The sequence below is a fragment of the Oribacterium sp. HCP3S3_B9 genome (assembly GCF_052064255.1).
GTDB lineage: Bacteria > Bacillota > Clostridia > Lachnospirales > Lachnospiraceae > Oribacterium.
The window spans coordinates 232,699-247,549 of the sequence record NZ_JBQHVY010000001.1; the positions used below are offsets into that span (position 1 = coordinate 232,699).

A 14,851-nucleotide genomic window follows, 5' to 3' on the forward strand; every position below is an offset into this window, starting at 1 on the left:
GGACACCGATCTGTTTCTTCTGTTCTTATGTTCCTGCGTCCAATGCTTCCGGCTTCACATCATCACGAAGCGCCACAGCGTCTCAGCCGACGAAATCCGCCATCGCGCGCTCGTACGCCGCGACCGGATCGGCGGCTGCCGTGATGGAGCGGCCGACCACGATGTAATCAGAGCCGATCTCACGTGCCTTCGCCGGGGTCGTCACACGTGCCTGATCACCGACCGCATCGCCTGCGAAACGGATACCCGGGGTGATGGTCTGGAAGTCTGCACCGACCTCCTCATGGATACGACCTGCCTCGAGCGGCGAGCATACGACGCCCTCGAGTCCGGCTGCCTGCGCGTTCTTCGCATACTGTACGACGACGTCTGCGATCGGACGATCGATGAGCAGCTCCTCGGTCATGGTCTCCTGGGAGGTAGAGGTGAGCTGTGTCACCGCGATCAGGATCGGACGGGTGCCATCCTCTCTGGTGAGTCCCTCGACCGCCGCCTTCATCATGCGGATACCGCCGCTCGCATGTACGTTCGTCATGTCGACGCCGAGATCACGCAGGGACTGCATGCCGCCCTTCACGGTGTTCGGGATATCGTGGAGCTTCAGATCGAGGAAGACCTTGTGACCGCGCTTTTTGATCTCACGCACGATCTGTGGTCCCTCGGCATAGAAAAGCTCCATACCGATCTTTACGAACGGCTTGCGGCCGGTGAACTGATCGAGAAAGCGGTAGGTTTCCTCCGCGCTCGGAAAATCCAGTGCAATAATTACGTCCTTACCCATATATTCCTCCTATATATTAAATATTTATTCCACGCAGCCGATGATGTCGCTGAGGCGCTCGATGCCGAGCTCCGCGCATACCTCCGGCAGGTCCTCGATGATGTCACGGCAGACATACGGATTCACGAGGTTCGCAGCGCCGACCTCGACCGCACTGGCACCGGCCATCATCATCTCGATGACGTCCTTCGCCGTGGAGACACCGCCCATACCGATGACTGGAAGCTTCACCGCGTGCGATACCTGGTAGACCATACGGACCGCAACCGGGAAGATCGCCGGACCGGAGAAGCCGCCCATCCTGTTCTTGATCACCGGCTGGCGATGACGGATGTCGATACGCATGCCGAGCAGGGTGTTGATGAGGGCGAGACCGTCTGCACCGGCCTCTTCTGCCGCCTTCGCGATCGATACGATGTCGGTGACGTTCGGGCTCAGCTTGATATACACCGGCTTCTTCGCGACCTTCTTCACCTCACGGGTGACCGCCGCCACGTTTTCTGCGCTGGTACCGAAGGCCATGCCACCGCCATGTACGTTCGGGCAGGAGACATTGACCTCGAGGATACCGACCTCCGGCACCTCACTCATGGCCTCCGCGAGCTGTACGTACTCCGGGATACTGAAGCCGGAGATGTTCGCTACGAGTGGCTTGTGGAAGTGCTCCCGAAGCTCCGGAAGCTCCTTCTCGATGACCTCGTGCATGCCTGGATTCTGGAGGCCGACGGAGTTGATCATACCGGACGGGCACTCAGCGATACGCGGAAGCTCGTTGCCGTAACGCTCCTCGACCGTCGTTCCCTTGAAGGAGATGGAGCCGAGGATATCGAGATCATAGAGATCCCAGTATTCCTTTCCGTAGCCGAAGGTTCCAGAGGCCGGAAGAACTGGGTTTGTCAGTTTGATGCCAGAAAGCTCTGTCGTGATATCTACCATACGATCTCCTCCCATGTGAAAATAGGGCCATCCTTGCAGACGCGCTTGAAGCCGTGCTTCGTCTTCTTGCTGCAGCCCATGCAGGCACCGAAGCCGCAGCCCATGCGTGCCTCGAAGCTGAACTGTCCATCCTTTACGCTGTTGTATACGGCCTTCAGCATCGGCTCCGGGCCGCAGGCGAAGGCGTAGTCGTGGTGATCACCGAAGATGTCGGTGACGAAGCCCTTCGCGCCGTGACTGCCATCGACGGTGGCGACATTGACCGGCACCCCGAGCGCACGGAACTCCTGCTCATAGAACACATCGTCCTTCGAGTTGAAGCCGAGGGCTACATACGGGGTGATGCCCTGCTGCTTCAGTGCCTTCGCCAGTGCGTACATCGGCGGTACACCGACACCGCCGCCGGCGATGACCGGGTTCTTCGGGATATTCCGGAGGTCATAGCCGTTGCCGAGGCCGGTCAGTGCGGTCAGGTACTCGCCCGGCTCCATGAAGCTCAGATCCTCGGTGCCCTCACCGACGACCTTATAGATCAGGGTCAGTTTCCCCTCGCTCCAGTCACACACGGAAATCGGGCGACGGAGATAGCGTCCCGGGATCTTGATTTCGACGAACTGCCCCGGCTTCGTGATGTCCGAGGTGTCGCCGTCCAGCGTCATACGGAAGATGTCCTGGGCGATCATTTCGTTGCTCAGTACTTTAAATTCAACGTCCTTCATAGGTCTCTGATTCTCCTCCTGTTCTGTATTCTGATAAAAAGGCTTCGTCCGCGCCCTGCGGGCTCTGCCTGGTAATCAAATGATACCATGTATGCGGTCGTACGATGCGTTTTTGTGATCAATGCCATTTCGGTCAGCCAGTCAACGCTCGATGCCCTTTTCGCGGTCATAGACCTCGCGGCCGCCGACGAAGGTCTTCACGACCTCACCCTGCACCTCCATACCATCGTAGAGGGTGCTGTGTCCTTGTGAGTAGAACTTCGTACTGTCGACGGTCCATACCTTATCGAGGTCGAGGATCGTGAGATCCGCTTCGACGCCATCCTCGATGTACTGCGGGCCGGCGATACCGAAGATCTGACGCGGGTTCACGCACATGAGCTCGATGAGCTTCTCCAGTGTGATCGCGCCCTTCCCGGATGCCGGATGCTCCGGGTCACGCAGCACGAGATTCCGGTACAGTGCCGGGAAGCAGGTCTCCAGTCCGACGATACCGAAGGAGGACTGATCGAGTCCTCTCGACTTCTCCTCCGCACTGTGCGGTGCATGGTCCGTGATGATGCAGTCGATAGTGCCGTCCTTGATGCCCTCGAGGAGCGCATGACGGTCCTCCGCGCTGCGGATCGGCGGATTCATCTTCCAGCTGCCAGACTCCTGAAGATCCATATCCGTAAACATCAGATAGTGCGGGCCAGTCTCACCGGTCACGTGGGTGCCGTCCTTCTTTGCTTCGCGGATGATATCCACAGATTCCTTCGTGGAAATATGGCAGACATGGTAACGCACACCCGTCTCTGCCGCGAGACGTACATCGCGCTCAACCTGCTTCCACTCAGACGCGGAGTTGATGCCGATATGGTGGTGCAGACGTGCATACTCACCGTCATGGATGCAGCCGCCCGGTACGAGCTCACGCTCATCCTCGCAGTGCGCGACGATCATACGGTCGAGGCGCTTCGCCCGCTGCATCGCCTCCCGCATAGAGGCTTCGTCCTGCATGCCCTTTCCGTCATCGGAGTAGGCGATCACATACGGCGCGATCTCCTCCATCTTTCCGAGAGCACCGCGGCCGGTCTGCTGCTCGGTGATGGTGCCATACGGATACACATGCACCAGTGCATCCTTCCGGATCGCCTCAAGCTCCGGCTGCAGGTTCTCGAGACTCGATGGTGCCGGCTTCAGATTCGGCATCGCGCAGACCGCGGTATAGCCGCCGTGCGCCGCAGCATCCGTGCCGGTGCGGATCGTTTCCTTATACGAAAAACCGGGCTCACGTAAATGTACATGTACATCAACGAAGCCCGGAATCATGAACAAACCGTTTAAATCATAAACGGTATCAATGGTATCAGCTGTTAAATTATCAATGGAATCTGTAAACAGTACTCTATGATCAGAGATCAGAACGTCCTGCTTTCGAAAGCCCTGTTTCGTGAAAATCGATGCATTTTTAAGAAGAGTAGACATGGTTCCTCCTATCCGTGCGGTCCTTAGTTCCGAGATACTATAGCACAGGGAGTACCCCTTTGCAAGGGGCGAAATCGGTCATTCAAACTGTCGGAGCGTCGGCAACTGAAGCACAGTACTACGAGCTCGGAAAACTCTAAAATTGTCCCCCTAAGAACCAGTAGGCCCCACTCAATCGCAACTGTTTTCTTGATGAAAACAGCTGCATTTCGCGGGGGGTCAAGGAAAAATTACACCAACTGGTTCTAAGGGAGACAATTTTGATTTTTCACGACCTCTTCGTATGGCTTCAGTTGCCGACGTTCTGACAGTTCTGACAGAACTTCTATTCATCCCAGCCTTCGCGCGGCATGATGATCATCATGTCGATGAATTTCTCACCTGGTGCCAGGTGAACATCCGCCTGTACGGTGTGTGGTGGGAGGTCGTTGGTGTCCTCGAGTTCGAGCTGGATCCAGTTGATGGCGTTATAGCGGGCATCGGCGAGGGCTTCCTCTTCGGTCGGGCCGACGCCGTAGCAGTCGTCGAGGTCCAGGAAATCGACACGATAGCCTTCGCTCGTCTTATTACGAATAATTGCAGGATAGTATAAGGTCATGGTTTAATCGTCCTCTCTTCCAAACTGTTTACGATATTTATGTGGTGTCTGTCCCATGAAGGACCGGAAGATCTTGATGAAGTTTCCGATATTATGGAAGCCGCACTGCTCCGCGATCTCATAGACATGGGTGTCGGAGTCCTTCAGGAGTCGGGCCGCCTGCTCCACGCGATAAGCATTGATATAATCGAGCGGAGACTCGCCGGTTACGCTTCCGAAGAAGCGGATGAAGTACTGCTCGTTGAGTCCGGTGAGCTCCGAGAGGTTCCGGACATAAATCTTCTCCTGGTAGTGCGCACGGATGTACTGAATGGTCTCCTTGATGGCGAGCACCTGCTTCTCGGAGTCGCTCTCCTCGCGTTCGTGAACGAGGCCATTCGCATCGAACATGGCGATGAGGCGCAGAAGGTCGGCCATGATCATCAGCTGATCGGCGACCGCCGGCAGTGCGTAGGTCCGGACACTGCTGTCCTCCTGCTCGGTCTTCGTTCCGTAGTCCCGGAAGCGGCGCACCATCTCGTTAAACAGGCGCAGGATCTGCAGGAAGCCGAAATCTGACACGGTGATAAAATCCGAAAAGCAGAGCTGTCCGCCGGCGAGCGGCTCGAGCAGGGCGGTATTGACCGGGTCCTCCGCCTGACGGAAGCAGAGATCCGCGAGATGAAAGCGGAGGGAGTAGGCATTGCCCTTCGTCCCGATGGACTCGAGCTTGCGCAGCACGCCAGCGTTCACGATGCAGATGCACTCATCCTGGATCTCATACTCCCGGAGGTTCAGGGTCAGCTTGTAGTGCCCGTTTTTAAAATAGATGATTTCCGGGTCATCATGCCAGTCCAGACTGACCTTCAGCTGCTCCTCTGCCGTATTGATTGACTCATAAAGTATCGCGTTCATCCTGTCTCCGATTCCGATTATCGACGGTCTATACTCTCCCAAAATAGTATGAAGTCATGATAGCATAATTTTTTTACGCAATCAAACCATTTTGTGTGGGGGTGATTTTTCGAAAAATCAGTTTGGTAACAGTATATTATTCTTCGCCACGGTCGTAGGTCTCGAGCTTATCGAGGGCCTCCGCCTTCCAGCTGTCCCAGTAGCCTCCACGGATCGCACCGCGGATTTCCTCGGTCAGGTGGTTGTAGAAGTACAGATTATGCAGTACGCACATACGCATACCGAGAATCTCCTTCGCCTTCAGGAGGTGACGGATGTACGCACGGCTGTAGCCGCCGGTGTAGCTGCCATCCGCAAGCTTCCGTCCGGCACATACCGGACACTTGCAGCCCTCCTCGATCGGACGATGGTCGAGCTCATACTTCTGGTTGAAGAGATTGATTTTCCCCTTATGCGTGTAGACATGACCATGACGTCCGTTTCTCGACGGATATACACAGTCGAAGAAGTCAATGCCTCTGTCCACGGCTTCGATGATGTTCGCCGGGGTACCGACGCCCATGAGGTAGGTCGGCTTCTCCTTCGGCAGATGCGGCACCACGACATCGAGGATGTGGTACATCTGCTCGTGGGTCTCACCGACCGCGAGGCCACCGACGGCATAGCCGTCGAGGTTCATCGCAGAAATCGTGTCGGCATGCGCCGTACGGATGTCCTCGAAGATACCGCCCTGGTTGATGGCGAACAGGAGCTGCTCCTTATTCACGGTATCCGGCAGACTGTTGAGACGGGCCATCTCATCCTTACAGCGCTGCAGCCAGCGGGTCGTACGCTCGACGGATGGCACGATGTACTTCCGGTCCTCGAGGGCCGGCGGGCACTCGTCGAAGGCCATCGCGATGGTCGAGCCGAGATTTGACTGGATCTGCATCGACTCCTCCGGTCCCATAAAGATACGGCGACCGTCGATGTGACTGTGGAAGGTGACCCCCTCCTCCTTGATCTTTCGTCCGGTACCGGCGAGTGAAAATACCTGGAATCCGCCGGAATCCGTCAGGATCGGACGATCCCAGTTCATAAACTGATGAAGACCGCCGAACTCCTTGATGAGCTGATCGCCGGTACGCACGTGGAGATGGTAGGTGTTGCTAAGCTCGATCTGGGTGCCGATCTCCCGAAGATCATCTGTCGACACGCCGCCCTTGATGGCAGCGACCGTGCCGACATTCATGAAGACCGGTGTTTCGATGTTTCCATGTACCGTCTCCATGTGAGCGGATTTCGCGCGTCCGCTGGTCGCGACAATTTCATACTTCATTCTCTGAACCTCGATTGCTTGATTCTCTCAAACGCAGACCGGGAAAGCAGCCCGGCGCGCATAGTTCCATTTTTTGATAGGGCTTCCCTCATGAAGAATCCATAACATATGGGGGTCAGACCCCCTTTCTGAAAGGCGTAAGTGGGATGCATCCCTCCGAGAGGGGGTCTGACCCCTTGGCCAGGATTTCAGTTATGTATAGCTACAAAAAGACCGGTCCAAATGGACCGGTCTCTAATGTAACGGAGATTTACAGATACGTCAAGCGCTCTGTCGAAAGCCGCGGGGCTTAAACCTGCCGGCCCTTCTGCATCTTCTGTGACTTCTTTTCAGCCTTCGCTGCCTTCTCGGCGGCCTTCTTCGCTGCCTTCTTCTTCGCAGCGTACATGCTGAGGTCATACCAGAGCGGACCTGCGATCGTTACGGAAGACCAGCATCCGGAGACGATACCAACCATCAGCGGCATGGTGAAGTCGCGGATGGAGGATACACCCATCACGAAGAGTACCAGCACCATGATGAAGGTGGTGAGGGAGGTATTGATCGAACGGGTGAAGGTCTGGGAGATTGCGTCATTCACAACATTTGCCAGATCACCACGCTTCGTCGGATCCTCGAGATTCTCACGGATACGGTCGAATACAACGATGGTTGCATTGATCGAATAACCCACGATGGTCAGGATGCAGGCGATAAACGTAGAACCCACGGCCCACTTCAGTGCTGCATAGAACGCGGTCGTGATCAGAACATCGTGCGTCAGTGCCATAACCGCTGCGGATGCAAACTTGATATCCTTGAAACGGATCCAGATGTAGATCAGCATGCAGACGATGGCGATCAGGAATGCCCAGACGGCATCCGCCTTCATCTCCTTCGATACGGCACCGGAGATGTTCTCGGTCGTAATCTTCGCTTCATCTACCTGGAACTCGTCGACGAGATCCTTATAGAGCTCGGTACGCTCCTCAGTCGTCAGTGTTCTGGTCTTGATGATGACCTCGTTCGTGCCGGCAACCTTCGAAGCCTGTACGGAAGCGGTGCCACCCGTGATGTTCTTGAAGATCGGTGCAACCTTCGCATCGATCTCCTCAAGGGACATGTCCTCGTTGAAGGTGACGTTCGTAGAAGAACCACCCTGGAAATCGAGGTCATAGTTGAACAGGTTTCCGAGAGAAGCCTTATTCATGCCCATGAACAGGAAGCCTGCGATGATAACCACCGCGGAGATGGTGTAGGCGATCTTACGGAACTTGATGAAATCAAGGATCTTCACATCCTTACGTACACCATAGAGTGCCGGGCTCGTGCAGCCGAAGCTGATAAAGCATGCAAGGAGTGCTCTCGTAACGAAAAGTGCCGTGATCAGGGAGATCACGATACCGATCGCCAGGGTCGTTGCGAAGCCCTTGACGGTTCCGGAGCCTCTCAGGTAGAGAACGGCTGCTGCGATGAGGGTCGTAACATTACCATCGATGATGGCAGAAAGTGCCTTGCTGTAACCCGCCTTCACGGCCTGCTCGATCGTGCGGCCGGCGCCCAGCTCTTCCTTCATACGTGTGAAGATGATGACATTGGCATCCACTGCCATACCGACAGAAAGGATGATACCGGCGATACCCGGGAGTGTCAGGGTGACCTCAAAGGCCTGCAGAAGCACGAGCTCGAGGCCGGTATACATGATCAGCGCAAGGGATGCTACGAAGCCCGGCAGTCTGTATACCGCGATCATAAAGAGCATAACGAGGACGAGGCCGACGAGACCTGCACGAAGGGAGGTCGAAATCGCTTCCTGTCCGAGGGTTGCACCGATCACGTTCGAACGAAGCTCCGTGAGCTGTACCGGAAGTGCACCGATACGGATCGTGGAGGCGATACGGGTCGCCTCATCGTAGTCGGTAATACCGGTAATGGAGGCCTGTCCACCCGTGATAGCTTCCTGTACGTTCGGTGCGGAGATGATCTGATCGTTATAGATGATGTAGAGTGGCTTACCGACATTGGCAGCAGTTGCATCTGCAAACTTCTTCGCACCGGCCTCGTTAAACTGAAGCTGGATGATATACTGACGGGATCCGTTCTGATCCGTCATACCCGCACTTGCGTTCTTTACATCATCACCGGTCAGGAGCACCTGGCCCTGCGAATCTGCGAACTGGAGTGTACCCGGCTCACCGAGCTCCTCGAGAATTTCATTTGCATCGGTTGCACCAGGGATATCGATGTTGATACGATTGCTTCCCTCCTGGTAAACCTGGGCCTCGGTCGAGTAGCCCTGTGCCTTCAGCTGGAGCTTATAGACGGTATCCGACATCTGCTCAGAGGTCGGGTTGTCTTCGGTGGTCTGGTAGGTGATGGAAACACCGCCGTTCAGATCCAGGCCCAGCTTAATGTCCTTCGCACCATGAACTCCGAGGAAGCAGAAACCGACGGTAATCGCCAGCACTGCCAGAAGTCCCAGTGCACCCTTCATCTTCTTGTTCATTGGAAAATCTTCCTTTATTATATAAAATTTGCCGGCTCCCGGGCGTGTACAGAGACCTCACCTGAGGGCAATGGCAAACGATATTATAACAAAACGCGGTATGACTAGCAAGGTTTCTGCGAAAAGACCTGTGTTTTCCGGGCTTTCCGGTCTCGTGTGACCAGGACAGGAGCGCCCGGAGGGCTGCCACCAGAAGCACAGTACTCCGGGCTTTCCTGCTTCTCATCCCTCTTCCGGGAGCAGGCTGCGATAGGCGGCGAAGGCGGAAGGGATCGAGTAGGTTTCGGCGAGCTCCTTCAGAGAGACGAGGAGGAGCTGATCGCTGTCGAAGGGGGCGAGTTCGTCAACGGTGATGGCGTAGCCGATCATGTGCCACTCGATGTGGCTGAAGATGTGCTTCGCGGCCGGCAGCGGGCGGATGCGGAGCGCCTGGATGCCGAGGCCGGCCACATACCGGAGGGCGTCCGCTTCGGAGAGGTGGCCTTCGGTGTTCGGAAACTCATAGAGGCTTGCGAGCAGGCCTTTCGGCGGTCGCTTGCCGATGACGATTCTTCCTGCGTCATGAATCAGAAAAACCGTGCGGTCCTCGATGCGACGTGCCTTCTTCTCTGGCATGACAGGGTAGGCGGTCTCTTCTCCACGGGCGTGCGCCGTGCAGAAGTCCCGGAGCGGGCAGTCTGTGCAGAGCGGTGCACGGTTCGGGAGGCAGATCGTCGCCCCAAGATCCATGAGGGCCTGGTTAAAGCTGCCCGGTGTGTAGAAACCGTGAGCAGCACACGTCGCCCGCTCTGCAACACGGTCTGCATCCGGAACGCCCGCCCCCGTATCCGTCAGTGACAGACGCGCTGTCTCAAGACATTTTTCTGCTGACGCCGTACCCTGCGTGGTGCGTACGCCCTCCGGCATCCAGCGAAGGTAGTATTCGGCAGCCACCTTTCGTGCCTTCTCCGTCTTGATATTCTCCGGATACGCGCTGAGCCGGGCGAATACGCGCAGGAGGTTTCCATCGACCGCCGGTACTTTCTCCCCGAAGGCGATGGAGGCGATGGCCGCCGCGGTATACGGTCCGATGCCTGTGATCCCGAGAAGCTTCTCATAGCTTCCCGGCATCTCCCCGCCATACGCTGTCATAATCTCCTCTGCCGCCTTATGCATATTCCGCACGCGGGAGTAGTAGCCGAGCCCCTCCCAGAGCTTCATGTAGACGTCCTCCGGGGCCTCTGCCAGCGCACGGATATCCGGGCAGCTCGCGAGAAAGCGTGCATAGTAGCCCTTCACGGTATCTACCCGGGTCTGCTGCAGCATGATCTCGGAGATCCACACATGGTACGGGGTCGGATTCTCACGCCACGGGAGGATCCGGCGCTTCTCCGCATACCACTCGATCAGCTTCTGTGTCATCTGTTCTGATATTTCCATCATTTGATTCCTATATGTCCTGTTGGTTCTGAAGCTATAGTATATACGCTGATGCCGATTTCGCACATCGAAATTTTCATGTTATAATCTGATTATAGATTTTCACGTCAGAAAAGAGAAGTTATGCGACCAGCAGATGAAACGAAACGACCAGCCTATCTGAAGATTTACGAAGCACTCCGCGGCGACATCACGAGTGGCGCCTATGCGCTCGGTGAGCGCGTACCGTCGAAGCGGACGATGGCGGAGCAGACCGATACCTCGGTCATCACGGTGGAGCACGCTTATAATCTCCTCATCGACGAGGGCTACATCGAGGCGCGCGAGCGCAGCGGTTACTTCGTCTGCTACCGCTCAGAGGATGCCTTCCCCGTCGGGGATGCTTCGGACGATGCAGACGGCCGGCACGCAGATGGCACGCCTTCCGGCTCTTTCGTCGCCACCGGAGACAGTCGGCCGGCAGAGAATATGACCTTCCGAGCTTCAGCAGAAGCAGCGGGCGGAACCATGATCTCTGCATTGACCCAGGCAGAAGGCGTACCGGCGACGGATCAGTACGAGGCAGCCGCCACAGAGCTTTCCTTCGCGGGCTTCGCACGGACGATGCGGCGCGTACTGTCGGAATATGCGGAGGAGTGCATGCAGCGCTCACCGAACGAGGGAACACTCTACTTCCGCGAGAGCATCGCGCGCTACCTGCAGCGGAGCCGAGGCATCCATGTCGATGTTTCGCAGATCATCGTGGGAGCCGGATCCGAGTACCTCTACAGCCTGATCGTACAGATGCTCGGGCGTGAGCGGGTCTATGCGCTGGAGGATCCTTCCTACGAAAAGATACGGAGGGTGTATGAGGCGAACGGTGCGCACTGCGAGCTTCTGAAGCTCGGCCATCACGGCATTCACTCGAGTGAGCTCCGGCGTTCGAACGCAGGCGTACTGCATGTGACACCCTTCGACTCCTATCCGAGCGGTGTGACGGCGACGGCCGGCAAGCGACAGGAGTACATCTCCTGGGCGAAGCAGCGCCAGGCTATGATCATCGAGGATGATTACGCCTCCGAATTCTCACCCTCGACGAAATCGGAGGACACGCTCTTTTCGCTGGCACCAGAGGAGACGGTCATCTATATGAACACCTTCACGAAAACCATCTCCCCGGCGATCCGAACCGGTTATATGCTGCTCCCGAAGAAGTGGGCGGCGGAGCTGAAGGCAAAGATCAGCTTCTACTCCTGCACTGTTCCGACCTATGATCAGTATGTGCTCGCGGAGTATCTGAACAGCGGTGCCTTCGAGCGATATATCAACCGGGTGCGCCGGAAACGTCGTCAGGATCGAAAAAAACTGATATAATATAGTTTATAAAAGGAGGTGCCTTATGGGACTGATCAAGAATATGAAGACCACACATCTGATCTGGACGATTTCAGGTGAGTTCATGCACTATACGGCGATTGCGAGCCTCATCTGCTCCATCGACCAGATGTTTAAGACAGCGATCGATACCGAGCCGGAGGAGAACTTCCCTCGCGAGATGCCAGGCACGAAGGGCTATGTGCAGATCATGCGCGCACATAATCCGGGCTTCTCGAAGGGGCATCTCAAGGAATATCCGGAGTTCGTAAAGCTGAGCTCCATGGCCGCGGTCGGCTTCCTCGCCGGTGGACTCCAGTATATGACCGCCTACTTCCCGAAGCGCTATAAGCTCCGGAAGCTCGGCATGTCCATCGTGATCGGCGGTGCGCTCAGTAACGTTCTCGACCGCGGAATGCATGGCGAAGTCACGGACTACCTGAACATCCGCATCGGAAGCCTGAAAAAGATCATCGTGAACATCGGTGACATCGCGATCTGCCTCGGCGGCGCGCTGTATGCACTCGCTTCGCTTTTTGGGAGAGACGACTGATTCACAGAAGACGCCGCGCCACGTGTGCTTCACTCATGCCTATAAGAACAGCCAGCGGTCGAAAGGCCACTGGCTGTTATCATACGTACGACTATTCTGTCATGATCGGCAGATACCGCTGGTGAGCAGCTCATCCGAAAAACAGACCGCTGACGAAAATCTCGATCCCGATGCCGATCAGGATCACACCGCCGAGGATGGCCGCCTTACCGCTCAGCTTCGTGCCGGCCACGCGTCCGATCTGGAGTCCGCCGCTACAGATCACAAAGGTCACGACCGCGATGAGGATGGTCGCGGCCAATGCTTCCATCAGGTGGTACTCCGAAATCGTGAAGCCGACCGAAAGTGCATCGATCGAGGTAGCGACGCCCTGCATCGCGAGCTTCCCGAGCGGAAGCTTCGCATCCGTCTCTTCGATGCCACACTCCTCTCCCTCCGGGTTCCGAATCCCCTCCAGCAGCATGCTGCCACCGATATAGCAGAGAAGAATCAGCGCGATCCATGGAATCAACTTCTGAAAGGCCTGAAAGTACAGCACGATCGTGTGGACCAGCACCCAGCCGAGCATCGGCATAAGCCACTGGAAGAACGCGAAGCAGCCGGCGATCCGGACCATCTCCGCGCGCGGCATCTTCGGATTCGAGAGCCCATCCGCCATCGATACGGAAAAGGCATCCATCGCCAGACCGACGCCGAGCAGCACGCTGTTTACTACAAAAGAAATTCCCATATACCTGTTCTCCAGCATCACATCAGCTCTGCAAAGAGGCGAAGGAAGAGCTGCCACAGTCGCTTAAAGGTGCCTCGGCGGCCGATGCGGTATTCATCCGTCACCTCACGGCACTCCTTAAATGTACGGTCGAAGTCCGCCTTGATCTCCTGTACCGCGGAGCAGTCCGCCAGGAAGCAGCCGTTCTCGAAGTGGTGATACAGGGAACGATAGTCAAGGTTGATGGTACCGCAGGTCGCCATCCGATCATCGGCCACGCTCATCTTCGCATGGCAGAAGCCCGGCGTCCACTCGAAGATGCGGACACCATTCCGCACGAGGCCGTTATAGAAGGAGCGAGTGACACCGTAGACCATCCGCTTATCCGGGATACCCGGCGTGATGATCCGCACATCCACACCTCGCTTCGCCGCGAGTCCGAGTGCATGATTCATCTCATCCGTGATGATCAGATACGGTGTGATGAAGTAGCAGTACTTCTCTGCTTTGTTCGCCATACTGATGTAGACATTCTCCCCGACCTGCTCGTCATCCATCGGACTGTCGGCATACGGCTGGATGAAGCCCGTCGGCTCCTTCGCGGTATAGTGATAGCTCTTCAGGAAACGAAGCGCATCCGGGTCGTCCCAGTCGGTCGCGCGGACAGCATTCCACATCTCGAGGAAGGTGAGGGTCATGCTCTGCACCGCTGGTCCCTCGATGCGGATACCGCTGTCCTTCCACTGCCCGTATGGGTGTGTCACATTGAAATACTCATTGGCGAGATTATAGCCACCGGTGAAGCCGACACGGTTATCGATGACGGTGATCTTTCGGTGATCACGGTAATTCAGGAAGAGGTTTGCGCCTGGTGCGAACGGATTAAATACACGGCAGTGAATCCCGAGTCGCTCCATCTTCTTCACGAAATCCGTCGTGATGAAGCCGATGGAACCCATATCATCATAGAACACACGCACATGGACGCCGGCCTTCACACGCTCGACGAGCACCTCCTCGATACGCCACCAGGACTCCTTATCCTCGATGGCATGGTACTCCATGAAGATGAACTGCTTCGCCTTCCGAAGGTCGCGAAGCTGCGCCTCCAGGCCCTTCGCGGCATCATCGTAATACTCGACATCCGTGTTCCGGTAAACCGGGTAGGAGGCATAATTCTGAAGATACTGTGCGATGGAGGCCGCTGCCGGATTCTCCTTTTTCAACGCTTCCAGATCCGCCGGATCCGCAGTATCCTTCAGTGCCGGGAACAGCACATGATCGATTTTCTGGTAACGCTCCCGCATCTTCCGTGTCGACACATCGAGACCGATGAGGAAGTACAGGACGATACCGAACACCGGAAACGCCATGATGAGGATGATCCACGGCATCTTCATCGAGCTCGTCTTATGCTGCCCGTAGATGACAAGCACCATGAGCAGTGCGATCACCTCCGTCACATTCTGTACCCACTCCGCGTACCGGCTCAGTCTCGTAAAAAAGGAGATGATCAGAAGAATCTGAATGATCAGTGCCAGCCCGACGAAAAGTGCCCGCAATATACCGTTTTTATTCGCTGCCTTTCCTTCTTCCGTGCTGAAATCTGCCATATATTC

At 56.2% G+C, this 14,851-nt stretch carries 13 protein-coding genes; 2 read left to right on the plus strand and 11 right to left on the minus strand.

The annotated features are described in order from the left end of the window. Nucleotides 1–82: 82 nt before the first annotated feature. The 9 genes from pyrF to ACTNC3_RS01055 form a co-directional block, all read right to left on the minus strand. Nucleotides 83–781: an orotidine-5'-phosphate decarboxylase gene (gene pyrF, locus ACTNC3_RS01015; RefSeq protein ID WP_410042407.1), complete on the minus strand. Its 699-nt coding sequence runs from the start codon at nucleotides 779–781 to the stop codon at nucleotides 83–85. Nucleotides 782–805: 24 nt separating this feature from the next. Then, nucleotides 806–1,717, minus strand: coding sequence for a dihydroorotate dehydrogenase (locus ACTNC3_RS01020; RefSeq protein WP_441226173.1), 912 nt, complete (start codon nucleotides 1,715–1,717; stop codon nucleotides 806–808). Next, on the minus strand, nucleotides 1,711–2,436 hold the full coding sequence (locus ACTNC3_RS01025; RefSeq protein ID WP_410042405.1) for a dihydroorotate dehydrogenase electron transfer subunit: 726 nt from the start codon (nucleotides 2,434–2,436) through the stop codon (nucleotides 1,711–1,713). The genes ACTNC3_RS01020 and ACTNC3_RS01025 overlap by 7 nt, the downstream gene beginning before the upstream one ends. A 141-nt stretch (nucleotides 2,437–2,577) precedes the next feature. After that, nucleotides 2,578–3,903: a dihydroorotase gene (locus ACTNC3_RS01030; protein WP_441226174.1), complete on the minus strand. Its 1,326-nt coding sequence runs from the start codon at nucleotides 3,901–3,903 to the stop codon at nucleotides 2,578–2,580. A gap of 325 nt (nucleotides 3,904–4,228) precedes the next feature. Beyond that, on the minus strand, nucleotides 4,229–4,501 hold the full coding sequence (locus tag ACTNC3_RS01035; RefSeq protein WP_410042403.1) for a type II toxin-antitoxin system HicB family antitoxin: 273 nt from the start codon (nucleotides 4,499–4,501) through the stop codon (nucleotides 4,229–4,231). Between the two features lie 3 nt (nucleotides 4,502–4,504). Then, nucleotides 4,505–5,395, minus strand: coding sequence for a helix-turn-helix transcriptional regulator (locus tag ACTNC3_RS01040; protein WP_441226175.1), 891 nt, complete (start codon nucleotides 5,393–5,395; stop codon nucleotides 4,505–4,507). Between the two features lie 136 nt (nucleotides 5,396–5,531). After that, entirely contained in the window at nucleotides 5,532–6,713 is a 1,182-nt protein-coding gene (tgt, locus tag ACTNC3_RS01045) for a tRNA guanosine(34) transglycosylase Tgt (protein ID WP_441226176.1), read from the minus strand. A 289-nt stretch (nucleotides 6,714–7,002) separates the two neighbouring features. Further along, entirely contained in the window at nucleotides 7,003–9,198 is a 2,196-nt protein-coding gene (secD, locus tag ACTNC3_RS01050) for a protein translocase subunit SecD (protein WP_441226177.1), read from the minus strand. A gap of 222 nt (nucleotides 9,199–9,420) precedes the next feature. After that, nucleotides 9,421–10,617: an A/G-specific adenine glycosylase gene (locus ACTNC3_RS01055; protein ID WP_441226178.1), complete on the minus strand. Its 1,197-nt coding sequence runs from the start codon at nucleotides 10,615–10,617 to the stop codon at nucleotides 9,421–9,423. A gap of 123 nt (nucleotides 10,618–10,740) precedes the next feature. On the opposite strand from ACTNC3_RS01055, the gene pdxR reads away from it, so the two are divergent. Beyond that, on the plus strand, nucleotides 10,741–11,970 hold the full coding sequence (gene pdxR, locus ACTNC3_RS01060; RefSeq protein WP_441226179.1) for a MocR-like pyridoxine biosynthesis transcription factor PdxR: 1,230 nt from the start codon (nucleotides 10,741–10,743) through the stop codon (nucleotides 11,968–11,970). A gap of 25 nt (nucleotides 11,971–11,995) precedes the next feature. Then, nucleotides 11,996–12,523: a signal peptidase II gene (locus ACTNC3_RS01065; RefSeq protein WP_410042397.1), complete on the plus strand. Its 528-nt coding sequence runs from the start codon at nucleotides 11,996–11,998 to the stop codon at nucleotides 12,521–12,523. Between the two features lie 130 nt (nucleotides 12,524–12,653). On the opposite strand, the gene ACTNC3_RS01070 is transcribed toward ACTNC3_RS01065, so the two are convergent. Then, nucleotides 12,654–13,253: a manganese efflux pump MntP gene (locus ACTNC3_RS01070; RefSeq protein ID WP_441226180.1), complete on the minus strand. Its 600-nt coding sequence runs from the start codon at nucleotides 13,251–13,253 to the stop codon at nucleotides 12,654–12,656. Nucleotides 13,254–13,270: 17 nt separating this feature from the next. Continuing rightward, complete coding sequence (gene cls, locus ACTNC3_RS01075) at nucleotides 13,271–14,845, minus strand: cardiolipin synthase (RefSeq protein ID WP_441226181.1); 1,575 nt, start codon at nucleotides 14,843–14,845, stop codon at nucleotides 13,271–13,273. Nucleotides 14,846–14,851: the final 6 nt, after the last annotated feature.